This is a genomic window from Cognatiyoonia sp. IB215446 (assembly GCF_033963825.1).
In the GTDB taxonomy this organism is placed as follows: Bacteria; Pseudomonadota; Alphaproteobacteria; order Rhodobacterales; family Rhodobacteraceae; genus Yoonia.
Genome location: NZ_JAXBMD010000001.1, coordinates 1286270 through 1309247 on the forward strand (window position 1 = coordinate 1286270; position 22978 = coordinate 1309247).

At 58.8% G+C, this 22978-nt stretch carries 24 protein-coding genes; 15 read left to right on the forward strand and 9 right to left on the reverse strand.

Going from position 1 to position 22978, the window contains the following annotated elements:
• Positions 1–93: 93 nt before the first annotated feature.
• Both SLH49_RS06420 and SLH49_RS06425 read left to right on the forward strand, forming a co-directional pair.
• The gene (locus tag SLH49_RS06420; RefSeq protein ID WP_320268304.1) at positions 94–2091 is read left to right on the forward strand and encodes an acetyl/propionyl/methylcrotonyl-CoA carboxylase subunit alpha; all 1998 of its coding nucleotides are present in this window, start codon (positions 94–96) and stop codon (positions 2089–2091) included.
• A complete protein-coding gene (locus SLH49_RS06425; RefSeq protein WP_320268305.1) occupies positions 2092–2619 on the forward strand; it encodes a hypothetical protein in 528 nt (175 codons plus the stop codon).
• A 10-nt stretch (positions 2620–2629) separates the two neighbouring features.
• Here the strand turns inward: SLH49_RS06425 and SLH49_RS06430 are convergent, their stop codons facing one another.
• The gene (locus tag SLH49_RS06430) at positions 2630–3103 is read right to left on the reverse strand and encodes a DUF4174 domain-containing protein (protein ID WP_320268306.1); all 474 of its coding nucleotides are present in this window, start codon (positions 3101–3103) and stop codon (positions 2630–2632) included.
• A 102-nt stretch (positions 3104–3205) separates the two neighbouring features.
• On the opposite strand from SLH49_RS06430, the gene scpA reads away from it, so the two are divergent.
• Genes scpA through SLH49_RS06460 form a run of 6 tightly spaced genes read left to right on the forward strand, consistent with a single transcriptional unit; the run spans position 3206 to position 8482 of the window.
• A complete protein-coding gene (gene scpA, locus SLH49_RS06435; protein WP_320268307.1) occupies positions 3206–5332 on the forward strand; it encodes a methylmalonyl-CoA mutase in 2127 nt (708 codons plus the stop codon).
• Positions 5333–5920 carry a VOC family protein gene (locus tag SLH49_RS06440; protein ID WP_320268308.1) on the forward strand — a complete coding sequence of 196 codons (588 nt, stop codon included), beginning with the start codon at positions 5333–5335 and terminating at the stop codon, positions 5918–5920.
• A complete protein-coding gene (locus SLH49_RS06445; protein ID WP_320268309.1) occupies positions 5917–6384 on the forward strand; it encodes an N-acetyltransferase family protein in 468 nt (155 codons plus the stop codon). Before SLH49_RS06440 ends, SLH49_RS06445 begins: the two co-directional genes overlap by 4 nt.
• Positions 6385–6394: 10 nt before the next feature.
• Positions 6395–7075: a molecular chaperone DjiA gene (locus tag SLH49_RS06450; protein ID WP_320240442.1), complete on the forward strand. Its 681-nt coding sequence runs from the start codon at positions 6395–6397 to the stop codon at positions 7073–7075.
• Positions 7072–8070, forward strand: coding sequence for an endonuclease/exonuclease/phosphatase family protein (locus SLH49_RS06455; protein ID WP_320268310.1), 999 nt, complete (start codon positions 7072–7074; stop codon positions 8068–8070). The genes SLH49_RS06450 and SLH49_RS06455 overlap by 4 nt, the downstream gene beginning before the upstream one ends.
• A 37-nt stretch (positions 8071–8107) precedes the next feature.
• Positions 8108–8482: an AAA+ family ATPase gene (locus SLH49_RS06460; RefSeq protein ID WP_320268311.1), complete on the forward strand. Its 375-nt coding sequence runs from the start codon at positions 8108–8110 to the stop codon at positions 8480–8482.
• Between the two features lie 9 nt (positions 8483–8491).
• On the opposite strand, the gene SLH49_RS06465 is transcribed toward SLH49_RS06460, so the two are convergent.
• From SLH49_RS06465 to SLH49_RS06490, 6 genes are all read right to left on the reverse strand, one after another.
• On the reverse strand, positions 8492–9601 hold the full coding sequence (locus SLH49_RS06465) for a PP2C family protein-serine/threonine phosphatase (RefSeq protein WP_320268312.1): 1110 nt from the start codon (positions 9599–9601) through the stop codon (positions 8492–8494).
• A 306-nt stretch (positions 9602–9907) separates the two neighbouring features.
• Positions 9908–11455, reverse strand: coding sequence for a Ppx/GppA family phosphatase (locus SLH49_RS06470; RefSeq protein ID WP_320268313.1), 1548 nt, complete (start codon positions 11453–11455; stop codon positions 9908–9910).
• A 38-nt stretch (positions 11456–11493) separates the two neighbouring features.
• Positions 11494–13662, reverse strand: coding sequence for an RNA degradosome polyphosphate kinase (locus tag SLH49_RS06475; protein ID WP_320268314.1), 2169 nt, complete (start codon positions 13660–13662; stop codon positions 11494–11496).
• A gap of 50 nt (positions 13663–13712) precedes the next feature.
• Positions 13713–14372, reverse strand: coding sequence for a DnaA ATPase domain-containing protein (locus SLH49_RS06480; RefSeq protein WP_320268315.1), 660 nt, complete (start codon positions 14370–14372; stop codon positions 13713–13715).
• Between the two features lies 1 nt (position 14373).
• Entirely contained in the window at positions 14374–15477 is a 1104-nt protein-coding gene (locus tag SLH49_RS06485) for an AI-2E family transporter (RefSeq protein WP_320268316.1), read from the reverse strand.
• Between the two features lie 63 nt (positions 15478–15540).
• Positions 15541–16122 carry a YceI family protein gene (locus SLH49_RS06490; RefSeq protein ID WP_320268317.1) on the reverse strand — a complete coding sequence of 194 codons (582 nt, stop codon included), beginning with the start codon at positions 16120–16122 and terminating at the stop codon, positions 15541–15543.
• Positions 16123–16350: 228 nt separating this feature from the next.
• On the opposite strand from SLH49_RS06490, the gene proS reads away from it, so the two are divergent.
• The 3 genes from proS to SLH49_RS06505 all read left to right on the forward strand — a co-directional run bounded on the left by proS (position 16351) and on the right by SLH49_RS06505 (position 18965).
• Complete coding sequence (gene proS / locus SLH49_RS06495) at positions 16351–17691, forward strand: proline--tRNA ligase (protein WP_320268318.1); 1341 nt, start codon at positions 16351–16353, stop codon at positions 17689–17691.
• Positions 17688–18251, forward strand: coding sequence for a peroxiredoxin (locus SLH49_RS06500; protein ID WP_320268319.1), 564 nt, complete (start codon positions 17688–17690; stop codon positions 18249–18251). The genes proS and SLH49_RS06500 overlap by 4 nt, the downstream gene beginning before the upstream one ends.
• A 111-nt stretch (positions 18252–18362) precedes the next feature.
• Positions 18363–18965 carry a DUF2937 family protein gene (locus tag SLH49_RS06505; protein ID WP_320268320.1) on the forward strand — a complete coding sequence of 201 codons (603 nt, stop codon included), beginning with the start codon at positions 18363–18365 and terminating at the stop codon, positions 18963–18965.
• 53 nt (positions 18966–19018) lie between these two features.
• Here SLH49_RS06505 and SLH49_RS06510 read toward each other — a convergent pair whose 3' ends face one another.
• Positions 19019–19447 (reverse strand): hypothetical protein, encoded by a 429-nt coding sequence (locus SLH49_RS06510; RefSeq protein ID WP_320268321.1) that lies wholly within the window; start codon positions 19445–19447, stop codon positions 19019–19021.
• Between the two features lie 76 nt (positions 19448–19523).
• Between SLH49_RS06510 and SLH49_RS06515 the strand changes: the two genes are divergently transcribed.
• The 3 genes from SLH49_RS06515 to SLH49_RS06525 are packed head-to-tail and all read left to right on the forward strand — an operon-like array spanning position 19524 to position 21873.
• Complete coding sequence (locus tag SLH49_RS06515) at positions 19524–19880, forward strand: MerR family transcriptional regulator (RefSeq protein ID WP_320268322.1); 357 nt, start codon at positions 19524–19526, stop codon at positions 19878–19880.
• Between the two features lie 51 nt (positions 19881–19931).
• Positions 19932–21197, forward strand: a complete 1266-nt coding sequence (locus SLH49_RS06520; RefSeq protein WP_320268323.1) for an ABC transporter permease — start codon at positions 19932–19934, stop codon at positions 21195–21197.
• Entirely contained in the window at positions 21190–21873 is a 684-nt protein-coding gene (locus SLH49_RS06525; protein WP_320268324.1) for an ABC transporter ATP-binding protein, read from the forward strand. Before SLH49_RS06520 ends, SLH49_RS06525 begins: the two co-directional genes overlap by 8 nt.
• On the opposite strand, the gene SLH49_RS06530 is transcribed toward SLH49_RS06525, so the two are convergent.
• Positions 21870–22304, reverse strand: coding sequence for a DMT family transporter (locus tag SLH49_RS06530; RefSeq protein WP_320268325.1), 435 nt, complete (start codon positions 22302–22304; stop codon positions 21870–21872). The two genes, SLH49_RS06525 and SLH49_RS06530, sit on opposite strands and share 4 nt — an antisense overlap.
• 98 nt (positions 22305–22402) lie before the next feature.
• Here SLH49_RS06530 and SLH49_RS06535 point away from each other — a divergent pair, with 98 nt between their 5' ends.
• The gene (locus tag SLH49_RS06535; protein WP_320268326.1) at positions 22403–22786 is read left to right on the forward strand and encodes a c-type cytochrome; all 384 of its coding nucleotides are present in this window, start codon (positions 22403–22405) and stop codon (positions 22784–22786) included.
• The last annotated feature ends 192 nt before the right edge of the window (positions 22787–22978 follow it).

Sequence of the window (22978 nt, forward strand, 5' to 3'; positions counted from 1 at the left end):
TAACGGACGCGCAAACACGACGCGCGTGCAACTTTGGAACCGTCGTCGGGGTGACGCCCCGGCGGCGGTTCTGTGTTTTGGGGACGGAGACTAATGTTCAAGAAAATACTCATCGCCAACCGGGGCGAGATCGCCTGCCGTGTGATCAAGACGGCACGCAAGATGGGCATCCAGACGGTGGCGATCTATTCGGACGCTGACCGCAACGCGCTCCATGTCCAGATGGCTGATGAGGCTGTGCATATCGGCCCGCCCCCTGCCAACCAATCCTACATCGTCATCGACAAAGTGATGGATGCGATCAAACAGACCGGTGCAGAGGCGGTGCATCCGGGCTATGGCTTCCTCTCCGAAAACCCGAAATTCGCCGAAGCTTTGGACGCGGCAGGCGTCTCGTTTATCGGACCGCCCAAAGGTGCGATTGAGGCGATGGGGGACAAGATCACCTCAAAAAAGATCGCGCAGGATGCTGAGGTCTCGACCGTGCCGGGCTATATGGGCTTGATTGAGGATGCCAAAGAGGCCGTGAAAATCTCAAACGAGATCGGGTATCCGGTCATGATCAAGGCCAGCGCGGGCGGCGGTGGTAAGGGCATGCGCATCGCTTGGAATGACGACGAGGCGCGTGAGGGGTTCCAAAGCTCCAAGAACGAGGCAGCGAGTTCCTTTGGTGATGACCGAATCTTCATTGAGAAGTTCGTCACCCAGCCTCGCCATATTGAGATTCAAGTTCTCTGCGACGGTCACGGCAACGCGGTCTACCTGCATGAACGCGAATGCTCCATCCAGCGCCGGAACCAGAAGGTGATTGAGGAGGCGCCGTCGCCATTCCTTGATGAGGCGACACGCAAGGCGATGGGCGAGCAATCCGTCGCGCTGGCGCAGGCGGTGGGTTATACCAGCGCGGGTACGGTAGAGTTCATCGTTGATGGCGACCGGAACTTCTATTTTCTGGAAATGAACACGCGCTTGCAGGTGGAACACCCGGTGACCGAATTGATCACCGGCGTCGATCTTGTCGAACAGATGATCCGGGTTGCCGCAGGGGAAAAGCTGCCGTTTCAGCAATCCGACCTGAAAATCAACGGATGGGCGATGGAAAGCCGCCTCTACGCCGAGGACCCCTATCGCAACTTCTTGCCCTCCATCGGGCGACTGGTCCGCTACCGTCCACCGGCGGAAGAGGCACACGAAACACGCGCGGTCCGCAACGATACGGGCGTCTATGAAGGCGGCGAGATCAGCATGTATTACGACCCGATGATCGCCAAGCTTTGCACCTGGGCGCCAGACCGCGCTGCGGCGATTGAAGAGATGCGGCTGGCGCTGGACGGGTTTGAACTAGAGGGGATCGGGCACAACCTGCCTTTCCTTGCCGCCGTATATGACCACCCGAAATTCACGTCCGGCAACATGACCACCGCCTTCATTGAGGAAGAGTACCCGGATGGGTTCGAAGGCGTGACCTTGCCGGACGAGACCTGCATTCGCATCGTGGCTGCGACCGCCGCGATGCATCGTCTGGGCGAGGTGCGGCGTGCCCGGATTTCCGGCACGATGGACAATCACGAACGCACGGTCGGCGATGATTGGAACGTGCGCTTGCAAGGGCAATCGCATGATGTGACGATCAGCGCCGACAAAGCCGGGGCGGATGTGACCGTGGGAGACCGGACCTTGCGGGTCGAGAGTGACTGGACCCCCGGCGATCCGCTCGCCACGCTGATGGTGGACGGCGCGCCTCTGGTGCTGAAAGTCGGCAAGATCTCGGGCGGGTTTCGCGTCCGCTATCGCGGGGCCGATCTGAAGGTGCATGTGCGCAGCCCGCGTCAGGCTGAACTCGCGGCCCTCATGCCCGAGAAGCTACCACCCGATACGTCGAAATTCCTGCTCTGCCCGATGCCCGGTCTGATCGTGAAGGTCGATGTCACACCCGGCGATGAGGTGCAGGAAGGTCAGGCGCTGTGCACCATCGAGGCGATGAAGATGGAAAACATTCTGCGCGCCGAAAAGAAAGGCGTGGTCAAGAAGATCAATGCGGGCGCGGGCGACAGCCTCGCCGTGGATGACGTGATCATGGAGTTTGAATAGGTGGGTTTTAACATCTCGCTGTTTGCCGCGGCGCGGAGCGATCTGGTCGCTTTCCTCTTGCTTATGGGCTTATCTATTAAAGATGTTGAAGATGATGCGAACGAGATGCCATTGAGCGGCGGGATAGCCGGGGACCGCTTTATACTTTGGCAGAATATGAGCCAAGCAACGGACTTCGCGCGGAAAAAGCTGATCGACGTATCTCTGGTCGTACCCTTCTTAAAACTGGACGTCAGCGAAACGGCTATGGTTTGCGGACTGTCCGAATATCGTGATGGCGCAGAACAATGGTCCGCGCACTACATCGCCGATAAGGACAAACCTATCCATGTAGATGATGAAATGCCTGATACGCTGAAATCCTTTGTCAAAGCTCATCCAAAGCATGGCAGCGGAAACGAGTTTGACATACTACCGGACGCGTTCGGTGATCTCACAGGTTTTCGTTATGACGTTTGGGAGGATGATCGCGCGTTTCGACAAGTTGTAGAAAAAGCTAAGCGAAAAAGATGGTGGCAACTTTGGTAAGGTTGTCGGTTTACTGGCCCAGTGCCCGCCGATCAGCGATTTCCTGCTGGCGGAGTGGCATCTTGTCGATGGAGCGGGACAGCTCGCGCACGCTCCAAGGGGCGGGCTTGCGTAGCGCCACGCGCCCATCTTTGCCCACGAGCGCCATCATGTATCCGCGCGGGCGCAACTCCATGCGCCATTCGCTTTCCGCTGCCGGGTCCGTATCGGTGATGATGATCACGTCACGCTCCGCCAGATCCTCCAGACCCGTGGCCAGCCGGTCCATCTGCTGCTGGAACCGAGGGTCATTCGGCGTATCGGCAAAAACCACCAGAGGCCGCGCGAGCCATTGCAACTCAGCCATTGTGACCTCGTCAGAGGTGAAGACTTGGGTGCGGTCTTCTTCCCAGCGTTCCAGCACGGTTGTGGCCTGGGCAAAGAGGGGCGCGGCAGCCAGGAGGCTGGCCGTGGCGGCCCAGCGAAGTGATGTCAACAATTTCATACCCGAAGATATAGAGGCGGCTTTGGCAAAAGCTAAGCCCCAAGCGCAAAACATCACAAAGAAATTTGTGAGCGCGCACGCACTTACTCGCCGGAGGATCACATGACCGATCAAAACACATGGGCCGAGATCGCGACGCGCGAGCTGCGCGGCAAGCCCCTTGAGGCTTTGGACTGGGACACGCTGGAAGGCATCACAGTCAAACCGCTTTATACCGCACAGGATATCGCGGACCTGCCGCATCTGGGTGGTGTGCCGGGCGAGGCGCCGTTTACGCGCGGTGTGAAGGCCACGATGTATGCAGGCCGTCCCTGGACCATCCGCCAATATGCAGGGTTTTCGACGGCAGAGGAATCGAACGCGTTCTATCGTAAAGCGCTGGATGCCGGCCAGCAGGGGGTTTCGGTTGCGTTCGATCTGGCGACCCATCGCGGCTATGACAGTGATCACCCCCGCGTTGACGGGGATGTCGGTAAGGCGGGTGTGGCTATTGATAGCGTTGAGGATATGAAGATCCTCTTCGATGGCATCCCGCTCGACAAGGTCAGCGTGTCGATGACGATGAACGGCGCGGTCATCCCGATCCTCGCCAATTTCATCGTCGCGGGGGAAGAGCAGGGGCATCCGCGCAACGTGCTGTCGGGCACAATCCAGAACGACATCCTGAAAGAGTTCATGGTACGGAACACTTACGTTTATCCGCCTGAACCCTCGATGCGGATCATTGCGGATATCATCGAATATACGACCAACGAGATGCCGAAGTTCAATTCGATCTCGATCAGCGGCTATCACATGCAGGAGGCCGGCGCGAACCTGGTGCAGGAGCTTGCCTATACGCTTGCCGATGGGCGCGAATATGTCCGCACAGCCATTGCGCGGGGGATGGATGTGGATCAGTTTGCCGGGCGGCTCAGTTTCTTTTTTGCGATTGGTATGAACTTCTTTATGGAGGCCGCGAAACTGCGCGCCGCGCGCCTCTTGTGGTCGCGGATCATGGCTGAGTTTGAGCCCAAGAACCCGAAATCGTCGATGTTGCGGACCCACTGCCAGACTTCTGGCGTGTCGCTGCAGGAGCAGGACCCGTATAACAACGTGGTCCGCACCGCCTATGAGGCGATGAGCGCGGTTCTGGGTGGCACCCAGTCGCTGCATACTAATGCGCTGGATGAGGCCATTGCCCTACCCACAGAGTTCAGCGCCCGCATTGCGCGCAATACGCAATTGATCCTGCAGGAAGAAACCGGCGTGACGAATGTCGTCGATCCGCTCGCCGGATCGTACTACGTCGAAAGCCTCACCAACGAACTCGCCGAAAAGGCCTGGGCGTTGATCGAAGAGGTCGAAGAGATGGGCGGCATGACCAAGGCCGTCGCCTCTGGCATGCCCAAATTGCGGATCGAAGAGACCGCCGCGCGCAGGCAGGCCGATATTGACCGGGGGACGGAGGTCATCGTTGGGGTCAACAAGTACCGCAAGGACAATGAGGACCCGATTGATATCCTTGATATCGACAACGCCGCTGTCCGTGCAGCACAGATCGCGCGGATCGAGGCGACCAAGGCCGCGCGTGATCAAGGCGCGTGCGATGCAGCGCTGGATGAACTGACCCGCCGCGCCACCGAAGGCGGCAACCTGCTCGAGGCCGCCGTCGAAGCCGCCCGTGCCCGCGCAACCGTAGGAGAGATCAGCATGGCGATGGAAAAAGCGTTTGGCCGGCACCGCGCCGAGGTCAAGACCCTGGCGGGTGTCTATGGGGCCGCCTATGAGGGCGACGAAGGCTTTGCCGAAATTCAGGCGAGCGTCGAGGCTTTTGCAGAGGAAGAGGGGCGCCGCCCCCGCATGCTGGTCGTCAAGATGGGGCAGGACGGGCATGATCGGGGTGCCAAGGTGATCGCGACGGCCTTTGCCGATATCGGCTTTGACGTGGATGTGGGGCCGCTCTTTCAGACACCGGCGGAGGCTGCACAGGACGCTATCGACAACGACGTGCATGTGATCGGGATCAGCAGCCAGGCGGCGGGGCATAAGACGCTCGCGCCGAAACTTGTACAGGCCCTGAAAGACGCGGATGCCGAGGACATCATTGTCATCTGCGGCGGCGTGATTCCACAGCAGGATTATCAATTTCTCTACGATGCGGGGGTCAAGGCGATCTTCGGACCCGGCACGAACATCCCCAAAGCCGCGCAGGATATCCTACATCTGATCCGCGAGGCGCGCCGCTAGGTGTCGTTGGTCCTCGATCATCTGGCGGTTGCGTGCACCAACCTCGCGGAGGGCACTGCTTGGGTGGAGGCCCAGCTTGGCGTCAAAATGCAACCCGGCGGGCAGCATGTCCGATATGGCACGCATAATACGCTCCTGGGCCTAGGTGATATCTATCTGGAAGTCATCGCACCCGATCCCGAAGCCGCCCCTTTCGAGGGGCCGCGCTGGTTTGGGCTGGACACGTTTACCGGCCCGCCGCGACTGGCGAACTGGATTTGTCAGACGGACCACTTTGACCCTATTGCCGGGCCTCCGGTTGCGTTGACGCGCGGCGATTTGGCTTGGGAGTTGACCGTGCCGGAGGATGGCAGCTTGCCCTTTGGTGGCGCATATCCGACGCTGATCCAGTGGAAAGAAGGCGTGCATCCCGCAAAGCGCCTGCCAGAGAGTGGGTGCCGCCTGACCAATTTTACGGTTAGCAGCCCAGAGGCCGACAGGGTCGGAGCGATGATCGATCTGCCAGACCCGCGTGTGAAATTTGTCAACGGCCCGGCCGGTTTCTCCGCGACCTTCGAGACGCCTGCTGGTCCGCGCACGTTGTCATGATCCGTCCAGCGACGCCTGCGGATGCCGCCGCGATCACGGAGATCTGGAACGCCGTGATCCGGGACACGACGATTACATTCAATCCGACCGAAAAGACCGCAAGCGAAGTGATCGCCTTGATTGCCAAGGATGCGTTGGTCTGGGACGAGGAGGGGCAAACGCTTGGCTTTGCGCGTTTTTTTCCGTTCCGCGCGGGCGAAGGATATAAGCACACGGTAGAACACACGATCATGCTGCACCGGGATGCGCGGGGCAGGGGTGCGGGCAGGGCGCTATTGACTGCGCTGTGCGATCTGGCAAAGGCACAAGGGCTGCGCAACATGATTGCCGGCTGCAGTGCCGAAAGCCCCGCTGCCATCGGCTTTCACGCGGCCTGCGGCTTTCAGACAGTTGCAACGCTGCCCGAAGTCGGGTTCAAGTTTGGGCGCTGGATCGATCTGGTCCTGATGCAAAAGCGCCTCTAGGGAAGGTCACATGTCTATCTGGTCACGCATGGTCGAGGCGATTTCGGCCCTTGCCAAGGGCGAGGGCCTGTCCGCTGTCTTCGACAAATTGCGTGCAGCACCAGACAAAACCGTGGCCTTTGCCATTGCCGTCATCGCGCTGGGCGCAAAAATGGCCAAGGCCGATGGGCGCGTGACCAAGGACGAAGTTGTGGCCTTCCGTGAGGTCTTTCTGATCCCGCCCGAGGAAGAGGCCAATGCCGCTCGCGTCTTTAATCTCGCCCGGCAGGATGTCGCAGGGTTTGACATATACGCTCGGCGCATCAAGGCGATGTATGCGGATGATGACGCGCCGCTTTGTGACCTGATGGAGGGGCTTTTCCACATCGCGATGGCCGATGGTGTCTATCACACGAACGAAGATGCGTTTCTGCGTGAAGTGGCCGAGATCTTCGGGTTCGACGAACGCCGCTTCCGGTCGATCCGCGCGCAATTTGTGTCGGAGGCCGAGCGGGATCCCTATGATGTCCTGGGCCTGGATCCCGATGCCTCCATGGATGAGGCGCGCGCGGCCTGGCGAAAACTTGTGCGCGAAACCCATCCCGATCAGATGATGGCGCGCGGCATCCCTGAAGAGGCGATCAAACTGGCCGAACGGCGCATGGTCGCCATCAACCGCGCATGGGAAGACATCCAAAGGTCCGCTGCGTGAGGATCGCCACTTACAATGTCGAATGGTTCAACACGCTTTTTGACGACGATGGGAAGTTAATCAACGATCAGACTTGGTCATCACGCTGGGATGTCACCAAAGCCACGCAGACCGCCGCGCTTGGTATGGTCTTTGAGGCGATGGATGCCGACGCGGTGATGATCATAGAGGCACCCGATACCAGCACGAAACGCAACACGATCAAGGCGCTGACGCATTTTGCCGACCATTTTGGGCTGCGTACCACCGATGCTTTGATCGGCTTTGCCAATGATACCCAGCAGGAAATCGCGCTGCTGTATGATCCGAAGGTCATGCAGGTGCGCCATGATCCACAAGAAACCCCTGATAGCCCGCGTTTTGACAAGACCGATCAGCGGGATCTGAATGTAGACGCCGCACCTGATGTAATCCGCTGGTCAAAGCCGCCTTTGGAAGTTGCCGTCGAAACCGCCCATGGGCCGCTGCGGCTGATCGGCGTGCATGCAAAGTCAAAAGCGCCTCATGGTGCCGAGAATGCCGCTGATGCGATGCGCATCTCCATCGCCAACCGGCGCAAGCAACTCGCCCAATGCATCTGGCTGCGCAAACGGGTGGCCGCGCATCTGGCGGCGGGTGACGATCTGATCGTGCTGGGTGATTTCAATGACGGTCCGGGGCTTGATGAGTACGAAAAGCTTTTTGGCCGGTCCGGTGTTGAAATCGTCTTGGGCGAGGGGGCCGAGGACAAGCTGTTCGACCCGCATGCGCGCATGGCTCTGTCCCGGCGTGTTGGCGCCATGCCCACGACGGCGCGGTTTCGGCGCAAGGGCCAACCCTATCTGCAGGCGCTGCTCGACTACATCATGATCTCACCGGGATTGCGGGCGAAATCGCCGCGCTGGCAAATCTGGCATCCGTTTGATCACCCGGATTGCTATGAAAACGCTGCGCTCCGGACGGCACTGTTGCACGCCTCAGACCATTTCCCTGTCATTCTCGACATCAAACTGTGATTTGAAACACTTGTGGCCGTGCCGTATATCTCAGGCCATGAGACAGATTGTTGCACTGACACTTGCCCTAGGTCTCAGCGTCGCGCCAGCAATGGCCCAGGACAACGACACAGAGATCACGGATGGCTTTAACCTGATGGAAGAGGGCGCGCGGATGCTCATGCGCGGCCTGATGTCCGAAGTTGAACCGGCGATCACGGGTTTGCGGGACTCGCTCGAAGACATGGCGCCGGAGTTGGGCGAATTTGTCGTGACGATGGGCCCCGCCTTGAGTGACCTGTTGAACCAGGTGGACGATTTCAACAATTACCAGGCGCCCGAGTTCTTGCCCAATGGCGATATCATCATCCGTCGCAAACCGGACGCCCCGATCTGGGTTCCGGAAAGCGATACGGGTGAGATTGAGCTTTAGAGAGGTTGCCTAGTCCTTGTAGTATTTCTGCCCGCGGTACCAGTATGCCTTACGCTCATCAGGTTGATCGGATGTGGCGGATGCTTCAGGCTGTTCCGCCTGTTGGGTCTGCGTTGCGCGGAGGCGTTCGGACTGCGCTGCCGCCGCTGCAGCGCGGGCAACGGCCCGGATCGCACGTGGTGCTCCGGTCGTGGGCGCGGCTTTGAGGTCGGGCTGCGCGGGTGGCTCTTCTTCCGCGATCTCTTCGGGCACATACTCATCCGCCACGGCAAGGACGGGCATTTCTTCGGCATCAGCGGTTTCAACTTCGTTTGAGCCAACGCTGAGCTTGATGACAACGAAAGCCGCATTGTCCTGATGCGGATCATCAAGATCGGCAATCGCGTCCAGGAACGCATTAGCGATATCGACGCTGCGCCCATCTTTGACTTGCATGAGCGTGTTGGCGATCATGCTGTTGGACAGATATTGCAACCCGTCGCTGGACGCGATGATGATGTCATCGGGCTCTAGCGCGATGGGTTTGGTGGGGCAGTCGATCTTGTCGATCTCGTCACCATTGATCACGGATGTCAGCGTGTTGCGGTCGGGATGGTCCTTCGCCTCTTCTGCGGTCAGGGCACCGGCCTTGGCCATTTTGTCAATCTGCGGCGCCATAGAATGGTCTTTGTTTAACTGCCGCAAGGCCCCGCCACGGAACAAAAGCAAGGGCGAGTCGCCCACAGAAATCCAGTAGAGCTTGTCGCCACGGATTACAGGGACCAGCAGGGTTGAGCCCATGCCGTGCAGGCTGTCATCCTCGCCCACCTGTTTTGCCAGTCGCGCATTGGCGGCATCGGTCGCATCGCGCAGGGTCAGCGGGATATTCAGCGTCCCTTCGTCAAGCTGGTTTTCCTTCATCTTCAAGTGGCTGAAAATTTCAGCCGTGATTAGGGCGCTGGCGATATGCCCCCCGACATGCCCACCCAGCCCATCGGCGACAACGGCGAAACCAGCCGTTTGCCCAAGCGGAAAGCTGGAAATCAGGCTATCCTGTTGATAATCGCGCGCGCCTTTGATGGCGGCTGTTGATACGTCGAACGTAATTACGTCCGTCTGCACGGCGTCAGCATCGAGCATGAACCACTCTCCTACTCATGTGTCACACTAAGATTTTGTGTTCACGAAATTGGGTTTATGAATATAACATTAACAATCGCAGCAATCCGCGCGACTGTGGTGGATATGCGGCGAAATTATGGCAAAAATATGTCGCCTTACTCAACGTCCGATTTGGACGTTCCGGTGCATATTTTTTCGGCGTTGGGCAGGCGCCTGCAACAAAAATGAGCTTCGTTCTCGGGTGGTGTTGCGCTTGATAGGTTTTGGTCAACCGTGCGCGGCTCGTTTTAATGCCAACGCGTCATCTTGATCGAATCGCTTTGTTTACTTGCGAAATCGGACGAGAGGCTTGCTTTCAAGAACGTTCGCGAGTGCTGCAAATCGCGCCTCAGCCACTTCACCGAAGAGCGGGCGGGCATTCTCGGTCAATGTCAGACGCAGTTCCTGTGACTTCGGGCTCCATTTCAGTTCGCCTGGCACTTCGTCCGCCGAGACCCAGAGCATCGCACCAAGCCGCATGGCCTTGCCCAGAATTTCTGCCTCGCGGACTTGATCCGGGTTCAGCAGCTCAAATAGCGGCTGAAAGCGGGACTTGGCCGTCTTGCTCGTGTAACGGTTCATCAGCGCCAGACCGAGAAGTACCCGTTCATAGTGTTTCAACCCGCCCAGATTAGCGCGCGTGGCGTTGTCGAATGTGACCTCGGCCCGGTAATCGGGATGGGCGCGCCAACTGACATCGTGCAACAGGCAGGCCGCCTTGATAATGCGCTTGCGCTGCCAATTGGCGCGCGGGAAGAGTGGTTTGACAAAGTCGTATAGCACGCGGCCAAAGCCGGGCAGTCGTGCATCCTTAGCTTCGGCGAAACGGCAAGCTTCGATCAGCGGGTCACGTTCGCGCAAGGCGCGCGGCATCTGTTCGTAGAGCATGCCTTCACGTATGCCATATGATGACACGGTGACATCCTTGGGCTTGAAGACCCGCATCAGCTCTTTCAGCACGATGGTCGCGTAGGGGACCAGCGACATGCGGCTGTCCGAGATGTTGCAGCGACTACGCAATTCCTGCAGGTCGGATTGCCGGATGTATTCGGCCGTCTTGGAGATCTGGCGCGACGACATGCGGTATTCGTGCAAGACTGTCAGTGGGTATTCGCGCCGTTCCATATCGACCCGTGCAATGGCCCGCCATGAGCCGCCCACAAGAAATAGACGCTTGCCCGTCTCATGGCCCATATCCGCATGCAGCCCTTCTATTGTTTCGCGCACATAGGCCTTCATCGCCTTGCGCCCGCCCTTGATCTCACGCAGCTTCAAGGGACCAAGGGCAGAGGTGACGCGGCGACCGACCCGGCCTTCTGCCAGATCGGCAAGCTCTAACGAAGAGCCGCCAATGTCACAGACAAGCCCATAGCTGCCCGGCCACCCCAGCAGCACCCCTTGTGCTGAAAGCCGTGCCTCTTCCTGACCGTCGATGATCCAAAGATCGATACCAGTCTCGCGCCTGACTTCGGCACGAAAGTCCTGCCCGTCGCTCGCTTCACGCACGGCAGCCGTTGCCACAGCCGTAAGCGGCGTGATGTCCATCCCCTCGGCCAGCGCAGCAAAACGCCGGATCGCGGCGAGCGCCCGTTTGCGTCCCTCCGGGTTCAAATGCCCAGTTTCGGACAGACCGGCGCCAAGCGCACACATGATCTTTTCGTTGTAGAAGTAAGCGGGCGAGCGTGCGGCACCATCAAAGACAACCAATCGGACGGAGTTGGAACCGACATCGATCACGCCAACCCGCTTGAGCCGCAGGGCGGCAGCATCTTGAAACAGCGGACGACCAAAGGGGCCCCAGTCGATGGTGTCCAGATCACGCATCTGCGTCATGAGTATCCCCGGCAGTCGTCCCCGCCCAAGGATATCATTCAATCATGGGTGTGGGTCAAGCGTGGCACGTCCGATGCACCCGCCGATCCGCGCCCGGACAAGGAGGGGTTTTCCATAAAGAACCGGTGACAGTTAAACGGGAATTCGCCTTCCGCGATGGTGGCACGCGCAAAGCTGCCATCGGCGGCCATCACCCAGCTTTGGGCGACATCTGCCATATTGGCGGCCATGACCTGGCTGACAATCTGCGCCTTGACCGTGGCATTCTTGATCTCGACCAGCGTTTCGACGCGCCGGTTCAGGTTACGCCCCATCCAGTCGGCCGAGCTGATATAGACCTTGGCCTTTTTTGAGGGCAGAGCGCTGCCATTGCCGAAACAGACGATGCGGGAATGTTCAAGAAACCGCCCCACAACTGATTTCACGCGGATGTTTTCGGAGAGGCCCTTCACTCCCGGACGCAGGCCGCAGATGCCGCGCACGACCAGGCTGATCTTTACGCCAGCAGAGCTTGCCGCATAAAGCGCGTCGATCACATCTGACTCGATTAGCGAATTCATCTTGGCCCAGATCATTGCGGGCTTGCCCGCCCGCGCATTCTCAGCCTCTGCCGCGATCCGTTCGATCAGCGTTGATTTCAGCGTCAGGGGCGAGATCGAAAGATTTTCAAGTCCTTCGGGTTGGGCATAGCCGGAGAGGTAGTTGAAAACCTTGGTCGCGTCGCGGCCCAGTTTTGCATCGCAGGTGAAAAGGCTCAGATCCGTGTAAATGCGGGCCGTGATGGGGTGATAATTCCCGGTCCCGAAATGGGTATAGGTGACGAGCTTGTCCCCTTCACGGCGCACCACGGTGCTGATTTTTGCGTGAGTCTTGTAGTTGAGAAAGCCGTAGACCACATGCGCGCCCGCCCGTTCCAGACGGCGGGATTGTCGAATATTGGCGGCCTCGTCAAAGCGCGCTTTCAATTCAACAAGCGCGGTGACCGACTTGCCGTCTTCGGCCGCCTCGCACAACGCTTCCACAATCGGGGAGCGTTTCGAGGTCCGGTAGAGCGTCTGCTTTATCGCAACCACATTCGGATCCCGCGCGGCCTGCTGCAGGAAGCGCACGACCATATCAAAGGTCTCGTAAGGGTGATGCAGGAGCATGTCCTTTTGCCGGATAGCGGCAAACATGTCGCCATCATGATCCTGCACCCGCTCAGGGACGCGCGGAGCAAACGGCGGCCACAACAGATCGGGCCTGCTGTCGAGCACAAGCTCGCCAAGATCGGCGATCCCGATCATGCCCTCAACCTCAATCACGGTTTCCCCGGTCACGTGTAACTCGTCCATGATGATCGATTTCAGAGCGCTAGGCGCACCCGCAGAGAGCTTGAGTCGAACCACCTCACCACGCCGCCTGCGTTTCAGCGCCGTTTCAAACTCACGCACAAGGTCTTCGGCTTCTTCTTCGACCTCCAGATCACTGTCGCGCAGAACCTTGAACGCGCAGTGTCCCTTCACCTCATAGCCGGGGAAAAGCCGCCCGATATGGAGTAGCAACAGCTCTTCAAGCGGCAAGAAGCGGTGGCCCTTTTCGGCAGGGAGCGCCACAAAGCGATCAATCTGTGCGGGGACTGGCAGCAGTGATCGAAGCTGACGTTTGTCGCTGGGGCGCTCAAGTTGCAGGGCCAGCGCAAAGCCCTCATTCGGCAGGAATGGGAATGGATGGGCCGGATCAATGGCCAGTGGCGAGAGAACCGGAAAGACCTGCTCGATAAAGACGTCTTCGAGATATGCGATATCCGCTTTGCTCAGATCGCCGCGATGCAGGATATGGATGTCTTCCTTGACCATCTCGCCTTGCAAAAGTTCGAACACGGCCTGCTGCCGGGTCATAAGCGCGCGTGCATCCTGATCAATGACAACCAGTTGCTCAGCCGGGCTGCGCCCGTCTAGGCCCGGTGTCGTGTTGCCCTCATTGGCCAATTCGCGCAGACCCGCGACGCGGACCGTGTAGAATTCATCAAGGTTCGTTGCCGAAATCGACAGAAACCGCAGCCGTTCGAGCAACGGCACATTCGGGTTCTCAGCCTCTTCCAGCACACGCCAATTGAATTGCAACCAACTCAACTCCCGGTTCACGAAACGGGCGGGCGACGCCAGATCGATGTCCAGCGTGGTGGGCGGCGGGTAGTCGCCTTCGAGGAAATTTGCTTTGGTCATGGGGCCTTATGTCCCGCATCTGTTGCGGTTTGATGACAATTATCGCGGGCCTATTCGGGGTTGTCCAGCAGGTGCCGGGCCAGGGTGCGATTGATCTTGTGCCCTTGGGTGAGGGCAGCGTCGTCAAGGCGCGCAACGATATCGGCTGCCGCCGCGAAAGACCGCTCAATCCGCGCGGTCAGATATGTGATCAGCGACGGTTTGGGCACGATCTGCCGATCTGCGAAGAGCTTCATCAGAAGTGCCGCGAGCAGCGCGTCATCGGGGTTCTCGATATTGACCACATTCGTCGCTTGCATACGGCTTGCCAGATCGGGCAGCGCGATAGGCCAGCGTGCCGGTGGGATTTGTGCAGTCAACAAGAGTGTGCAACCATTATTGCGTAGGTGGTTGTGCAGGTGAAACATCGCCTCTTCCGATGCCTTTGGCAGGGTCTCCATATCTTCGATGACCACTGCTTGTCTGTCGGTCTGAAAGTCGGCAGGCAGGGTCGCCGCATCCTGCACAAGCGCATGATTTGCTTCGGCAAAGATCCCCGCCAGATGGCTCTTGCCACAGCCTTTGGGTCCAACGATCACCAGCTTGCCGTCGGGCCAGGCCTTTGGGGCTTGCACCATCGCATAGGCCTGCGCATTGGCATCCGAGACAAAGAAATCATCAGCCCCCAGCGCAACACCTGTTGGCCAGTCAAAAGAGAGTTGATCGGCCATGTCAGTCGTCCTGCGACATGCCGCGATAAAGAAGGCTGCTTCTGTATTGTTCAAGCGCGTAGCGTGTCACCACACCGATCACGGCGGCAATCGGAACCGCAACCAGCATACCCACAAAGCCGAAAAGGCTGCCAAAAACAGATAAGGCAAAAAGCAGCCACACCGGGTGCAAACCAACCGAGTCGCCGACCAGTTTCGGGGTCAGGATGTTGCCCTCCAGAAACTGACCCAGAAAGAAGATGCCTGCGATGATCCCGATCCGCAGCCAATTGGTGGCGTAGCTAACTGTCTCGCCATCGAAGACCTCGATCGATCCCCAGAACTGAAACAGCGCAAGGCCAACGGCCAGCACACCGCCAACCAAAGCGCCGACATAAGGTATGAACGTGATCAGACCGGCAATGAAGCCAACGATCAGCCCAAAGTTCAGCCCCGCAACCATCAGGCCAACGGCGTAGTAGGTGCCAAGGATCAGACAGACCGTCCCTTGCCCCCGGATGAAAGAGGCAAGCGTGTGGTCAATTTCACGCGCCAGCCTGCGGATCGTCTCCACATGGTCGCGCGGCAGCATCGTGTCGACCTTCGCGGTCATGTTGTCCCAATCAAGCAGCATGTAAAACGCAACGACTGGCACGATGATCAGCAAAACAACGATATTGATAAGCCCCAATGCGGAACTCAGCAACCCATTCACCAACTCCCCGCCCTTTGACTGGATCGTCTCACCAATCGCCAAAAGCTGTTGGCGCACGGTGCTGTTGGCATCCATCAACGAAGGGAACCGCGCTGTCAGCCAGGCCTGCAAGCGCTCAAAAAGCTCAGGCGCGGTGTTGATCAGCGATGCGGTCTGCTGGATCAGCGTTGGGATCACAAGCAGGATCAGCAGGATAAAGACCAGCGTGGTCGCGGCTGCGATGATCACCACGGAGACGATCCGGCTGCAACCAGCCCTTTCCAGCCGGTCGGCCACCGGGTCAAGGAAATAGGCAATCGCGCTACCCAGCACGAAGGGCAGGATCACATCGCCCAGAAACCATAGAACGACCAGGAACACCGCCGCTGCTATGCTCCAGTATTTCACTTGTTGACCAACGGGAAGTGCCATGCGGGGTCCATTGCTGCCTGCCTGTTAGATGCGGCATGAAATGGACGGGCGCAAGGGGGCTGCTTAGCGCGCGGCCACCACGCGGGCTGCGATATCAAGCTGGATCTGATCGGCGACGATGTCACCATACCCCGTTGCGCCGAAATCGGACCGGTTCACAACGCCGCTGATGCGAAAGCTGAGCTGGCTCAGATCGCCTGCTGTTGTGCCCTGCTGGCGGAAGAGTGCTGCATCCAGCGTCACGGGCCGGGTCACCCCACGGATCGTCAGATTGCCGTCGATCTTGCCACCAGCCGACAGGTTACGCGGATCATTCGGGCGGATCGCGGTGGATTGAAACCGGATTGTGGGATAGGCGCTGGCATTCAGCACACTGCCCGCTTTCAACGCTTCAGTGGCAAAGATCAACCCGGTGCGGGCGCGGGTCACATCAACGGTGACATCGGCGGATGAATTTGTGAACCGGTCAAAATCAATCACGATGTCGGCGGCGCGGACCGGCATGGAGCCACGGTTATTGGCGCCTGACAGGTTGAAGACAAATCCAACCTCTGACCGGTCCGCCTGCAGCCGATAGGGGATCGGATCGGCGATGGACATCAGGGGCAGGCAGATAATGAACAGGGCGGCGATCAGGCGGGGCATGTGAGGTCTCCTTGAACCGGTAGATATGGCGCGCCTCGGCTTGGTCGAGGCGCATGTGGCTTTGGTGCCCGTCACGTACAGCTCAGGATCAGGGCGGCGTCTGATCAGGTTACGCATGGGCTTGCCGGATTATTCTCGGGGAAGTTGCCGGCAGTGGCGCACCTGCCGCTTGCCAGTACGGGGGCGCGGCCCTACACCTGCACGAAATAACCACCAACGGGGTCATCCATGCGCCTGAGCCGCTACTTTTTGCCAGTCCTGAAAGAAACGCCGCGCGAGGCGCAGATCGTCAGCCACCGCTACATGCTGCAGGCGGGTATGATCAAACAGGCCAGCGCCGGGATTTATTCCTGGTTGCCGCTGGGCTTCAAGGTGCTGCGCAAGATCGAAAACATCGTGCACGAAGAGCAACAGCGCGTTGGTCACTTGCCCATGCTGATGCCCACGATCCAGTCTGGCGATCTATGGAAGCAATCGGGCCGTCACAACTCCTACGGCCCCGAAATGCTGCGCTTTCAGGACCGGCACGGGCGCGAGATGCTGTATGGTCCGACGAATGAGGAAATGATTACCGAAATCGTTGCCGCCTATGTGAACAGCTACCGCGAATTGCCGTTGACCCTGTATCACATCCAGTGGAAATTCCGCGACGAGGTGCGCCCGCGCTTCGGCGTCATGCGTGGCCGCGAATTTCTGATGAAAGACGGCTACAACTTCGATCTGAGCAAAGAGGCGGCACTGCATGCCTATAACCGCCATCTTGTCAGCTATCTGCGGACCTATGAGCGCATGGGGCTGCAGGCAATACCGATGCGTGCGGATTCAGGGCCCATCGGCGGCGACTACACCCACGAGTTTCTTGTTCTGGCAGAAACCGGCGAATCCGAGGTTTTCTATGACAGTGAGATCACGGACCTCACCTTTGGTGATCGCGATGTCGACGTGGATGACTACTCTGCCTGTCAAGCGGTGATGGATGAATTCACCTCACGCTATGCGCGCACCGACGAAACCCATGATGAGACCCTCTTCAACGAGGTTCCCGAAAGCCGTCGCCGGTCGGCCAGGGGGATTGAGGTCGGCCAGATATTCTATTTCGGGACCGAGTATTCGGAAAAGCTGGGCGCTGTTGTGCAGGATGAAACCGGTCAAAAGATACCGCTTCATATGGGATCGCATGGCATTGGCGTGTCGCGCCTGTTGGGTGCGATCATTGAAGCCAGCCATGATGACAAGGGTATCATCTGGCCGCAAGGTGTGACGCCTTTCCACTGCGGGATCGTGAACCTCAAACAGGGTGACGAGGCGGCTGATGGCGCGTGTGAGTCGCTTTACAGCGCGCTTACCGCCCTTGGGTTGGAGCCGCTATACGATGATCGCGACGAACGAGCGGGCGCCAAGTTCGGCACGATGGATATGATCGGGCTGCCTTGGCGGATCACCGTCGGGCCGCGCGGGCTGAAGAACGGGGTTGTCGAAGTGACGAGCCGCCGCACCGGCGAAAGCGAGGAATTGCCGCCGGAAGAGGCCGTGGCGAAGATCGCGAAAATCTACGAGGGGAAGCTATGAGCCTGACAGAGGTTGACTGGTCGCTGATCCCTTCACCTTCGGATGACGGCAAGGCCGATCATCTGGAGGGGAAGGCCCTGCCAGACGTCACACTGATGGCCACGACTGGCCCCTCGGTCACGCTGTCGCAACTGCATGGGATCGCGGTGATCTATGTTTACCCGATGACCGGTCGCCCCGATCAGGGCCTGCCGGACGGGTGGGACGATATCCCCGGCGCACGCGGCTGCACGCCGCAATCCTGTGCCTTTCGCGATCATCATGCGGAATTGAGCGCCCATGGCGTGAGGCATCTTTTCGGCGTCTCTACCCAACGCAGCGATTATCAGCGCGAGGCGGCGGAGAGGCTGCACCTGCCATTCCCGCTCCTTTCTGACGCTGATCGCCAACTGGGCAATAGGCTCAACCTGCCGGGGATGGAGGTTGCCGGGCAATATCTGCACAAACGCCTGACGATGATCGCCGTGGACGGCGTGATCAAGAAGGTGTTCTATCCGGTTTTCCCGCCGGACAAGGATGCGGACAATGTGATCGATTGGCTGCGATCCTACGCGGTGTGACGCGCACCTATCGATTGCCGCATTCCCGTAAGCAAAAATTCTGCTAACCTGAGACAAAACAAATGTCATGAGGCAGCAGATGACATCGAATCCAATGCGGCGCGCCCTGCGATGATCAGGGTGATTTGTCTAGTCGGCGGGCTTGTGGGTGCTGTGGGCCTGTCGCAGTATCCGGAGTTTTCCCAGCAATACATCCAGCGTCTGGCGGGGCAGGTGGATGCGCTCACAATTGAGGCCAAACGCTTTGACGATAGTGCATTGGCTGAAGGAATGGGACGCGAAGAGGCGTTGCAGGCCCTCACAGGCTCAGATTTTCTGGATCGTCGTCAGGCGGATATGCGCGCAATGTTCGCGCGCCATGCGCGGCTGGGTGAGAACCTAATTGTTCTGCGTGCCGCTTCGCCTGTGGAGCGGTTGGTTTTGCCGCATCGTATGGTTGATGGCCCAACAATGCAGCAGGTTTGGGACGACTACAGCCCTGCATTGCCTGTGACCCCGGCCGGGGCAGTCGCTGCGGGTACAGGTTTCGTGGGTGGCTGGGCGCTCTTCGCCTTACTCATCGCAGGGCTCTCGGCCCCGTTTCGGCGATCCCGCAAAGTTGCAAATCGGCAAAAGCGGCAGGACCCTGTTGTCAAGAAGGACCCGCCCGTTATGGGGCCTCGGCTTGTGGCCGAAAGCCCCAAGCGCCCGCGCCTTGCGGGCGCGCAAAGGTGATGGGCGTATTAGTACTTTGATCGGGTCGCAAGGTGCTGGCACAGCATGAGACGTCAGCCAATAGCGTGCTCGTTTTCGTCGGCGACCAATGGTGATTTCACAGGTAAAGCCTGCGCAATTCCCCAACCAATCTCGGCAATGAGAAAAACATACAAAAGCGGCGTGGCACCGTGCATCAGGGCATTGATCATCCAAAGTGAAAACAGCATGCGTCCAACGGCGTCGTAACGACCCAAAACCGGGTTATTCAGCCTTAGACGCAGTACGGACCAGATCAGCACAACCGTGCCAAAAAAGTTCGCAAACAGCACCATCATGGCGTTCACCGGTGGCATAGGCGATAGACCCGGAAATGCATGTACGTGGCCGAATATTATCCACACCATCGCGAACGTGATCGGGGTTGCGAAGGGCCAAGTGACGATGATGTCGTACCAGGCAGATGCCCGGTAAATGCGGCGATATGTTTGTGAGGACAGCATCTGATGTCTCCTTGTGTTTTTCTCAGATGCGGCCTGCTATAAGGGTTGGAGTATAGTCCAAGGTCAAGGCGAAAACATGAAGATCGGCGATGTCGCGGCTGAACTGGGTGTGAGCACGGATACAATCCGCTTTTACGAGAAGCGGGGCCTGATACATGCGGACAGGCAGATAAATGGCTACCGCGACTTTTCGCCAGTGGCTGTTCAAACGCTGCACCTGATCAGGGTGGCGCAGGCGCTTGGCTTTACGCTTGGCGAGATTGCCCAGATCACAAAGACGCTGTCGGACACGGCGATGGACGCGGACGCGGTCGCTGAATTGCTGCGCGGCAAGATATCAGAGGTTGAGGCAAAGGCGGCTGACCTGCTGCGTCTGCGGGACATGCTGCAGGCGCGGTTGGACGATGTTTGCCCCTTGCAGCGAAATGCTTGACCCCGCCGCCCGATCAGCACAGGTTGCGCGAAATTCCTGACAGGAGATCGTATGGCCGAGGTCAGACATACAGCGCCGTTTTCGCGGTTCGAATGGATGATCGCCTGGCGCTATATTCGCGCCAAGCGTGCCGAAGGTGGCGTGAGCGTGATGACCTGGATCAGCCTGATCGGCGTGACCTTAGCGGTCTTTGCGCTGATTGCGACTTTGGCGGTGCGTTCGGGTTTTCGCGCAGAGTTCATTGACACGATTGCTGGCGCTAATGCACATGTCTCGGTCGTGCGCCCCCGCGAGGTGATTACCGATTACGAAGAGATGGCCGACCGCATCCGCGCGATCGAAGGTGTGCAATCCGTCTCTCCGCTGATCCGTGGGCAGGCGATGGCCGCCGCTGGAGATCGGATCGGGCTGGCGGACATCTACGGCATACGGCTTGAGGACCTCAAAGCCTCCGACGCTATCGTGCAAAGCGAAAGGACCATTGGCAATATCGATGATCTGCCCAATGGGATCGCGCTGGGCTCAGCGCTTGCGAACAATCTCGGGCTGACCATCGGCGACCGGATCGAGATCACGGTTCGGTCTGGCGCGCAAAGCCCCTTTGGTCAGGCGCTAAGGCGGAACGCCTACGAGGTCGTCTATATCTTCTCCACAGGGCGGTTTCAGATTGATGAGGTGCGCGCCTATCTGCCGTTCGAGACCGCGCAACTGATCTTCAACCGCGATGGCGTTGCCGATGAGTTGGAGATACGGCTGGATGATCTGAACCTGTCGGAAGAGCTGAAACAACCCATCGCCAATGCCGCCGGGGTCGGTATGTGGGCCTATAGCTGGCAGGACCGGGTGGGGCGGTTCCTGCGGGCGCTGACCATTGAGGACAACGTGATGTTCATCATCCTGTCGATCCTTGTGCTGGTCGCCTCGATGAACATCATCAGCGGGTTGATCATGCTGGTGAAAAACAAGGGGCGCGACGTGGGTATCCTGCGCACGATGGGCCTGACTGAAGGGTCGATCTTGCGGGTGTTTTTTATTTGCGGGGCGGGGATCGGGACGCTGGGGACGTTGTTGGGCGTGATATTGGGGTGCCTTTTCGCGATCTATATCGACCAGATTTTCAGCCTCGTGAACTATGTCGCGGGTGGCGGTGTGTGGGACCCATCAATCAGGGGCATCTATAACGTCCCGGCGGAACTGCATCTGTCCGATGTGCTCAAGGCAGTGTCACTGTCGCTGGGCCTATCCTGGATCATCACGATCTTCCCTGCGCGTCGTGCTGCGCGTATGAACCCGGTTGAGGCGCTGCGTTATGAGTGATCTGACCCTGCGCCTGACGGACCTCACCAAAAGCTACAATGCAGGCAAACCAAACGAAGTGCAGGTGCTGCAGGGCGCTTCGCTGGATGTGGCACCTGGCGAGGTGACAGCGCTCGTCGCCCCGTCGGGTGCCGGGAAGTCCACGCTTTTGCATATCGCAGGGCTCCTCGACATGCCGGGTAGCGGCGAAGTAGCGATCAACGGCACCGATATGACCACCCTGTCAGACCGTAAGCGCACGGCTGTCCGACGCGCGTCTGTCGGTTTCATCTATCAGTTCCACCACCTTCTGCCAGAGTTTACGGCGTTGGAGAATATCGTGCTGCCGCAACTCGCCAATGGCGTCGATGACAAGGCCGCCAAGGACCGCGCGATGACCTTGCTCGACAGGGTCGGCGTGGCAGAACGGGCAGATCACCGACCAGCCGCGTTGTCGGGGGGCGAGCAGCAGCGCGTTGCGTTCTGCCGGGCGCTTGCAAACAAACCCTCCTTGCTGTTGGCTGATGAGCCGACGGGCAATCTTGATCCCGAAACCTCTGATCGTGTTTTCGACGCATTGATGTCGCTGGTCCGAGATACCGGGATGGCTGCGCTCATCGCGACCCATAACCTTGATCTGGCCGCGAGGATGGACCGGCAGGTACGGTTGAAGGGCGGCGTCCTTGTTCCCGTCTAGGCCTTTTGCGTGACAAAGACCCCAGCCGCCATGAGTGCGATGCCTGCAGCACGCGTCCATGTCAAAGAAGAGACCTGCGCGCCAAAAAGCCCGAAATGATCAATCGCCGCAGCCGAGATCAACTGCCCCAGCAACACGAAGAACACCGCATTACCAACGCCCATCGTGGGCGCAATCCACGTGATTGAGAGCACGTAGAACGCGATCAGAACGCCCGCCAGGAACAGATGCCGCGGCGCTGTTGCGAGCTTGGCAAAGCCCTGCGCGTTGCTGAGTAGCGCGGCAATCAGCGCCACAGCAAATGCCACGATGAACAGGATCGTGGCCGCTGCCGCAGGTGATCCAATCGTCCGGCCCAGAGCCGCATTGAGCGCGGCCAAAACCGGTATCCCGATCCCGGCGGCCAGCATAATCAGGGCGTGATGCAACATCAGGCAATCCTTCGCTTTATCTCATGAGGAACCTGACTTAGATCATGGTCGCGCGCCACCACCTTTGTTAACGTGACCCAAAACAATGGAGGTAGAGCATGCGGTATCTCATCATTTTTGCGGCCCTTGGTTTGGCGGCCTGTGTCGAAGAACCCGTCGACGGGCGGACGGCTTATTTGGAGAATTGCGCCAGTTGCCATGCAAATGACGCGACAGGCAACGGCCCAACGGCCCGCGCGCTTGGGGTCGCGGCACCCGATCTGACGACAATCAGCGCCCGCAATGGCGGCACTTTCCCGCGCGATCAGGTGATGAGCATCATTGATGGCCTGAACCGCGACCCGCATTTCAGCAGCGCAATGCCGGAATTCGGTGCCGGCGATCTGGGTGAGACGATCATCGTGGAGAATGACGGCCTCGGCACGCCTGTCCCACAGAAGTTGTTAGTGTTGACCGAATACCTCGAAAGTGTTCAGAGGTAGGAGGAAGAACAAGAGCGCTGAACCAATTCGGAGTAAGGTGCCGAAAGCCCGTGTGCCTCCGATGCAATCGCTGCAAAGGCGAGTACTCTTCGGCGACCAGGGTCTAGGAAAGCTGGGCCAAGGTGATTGAGGTCTTCGTGCACCGACATCTGAAGTTGGCGGCAAGTCTCCGACACCTTCTGTAACATGCAA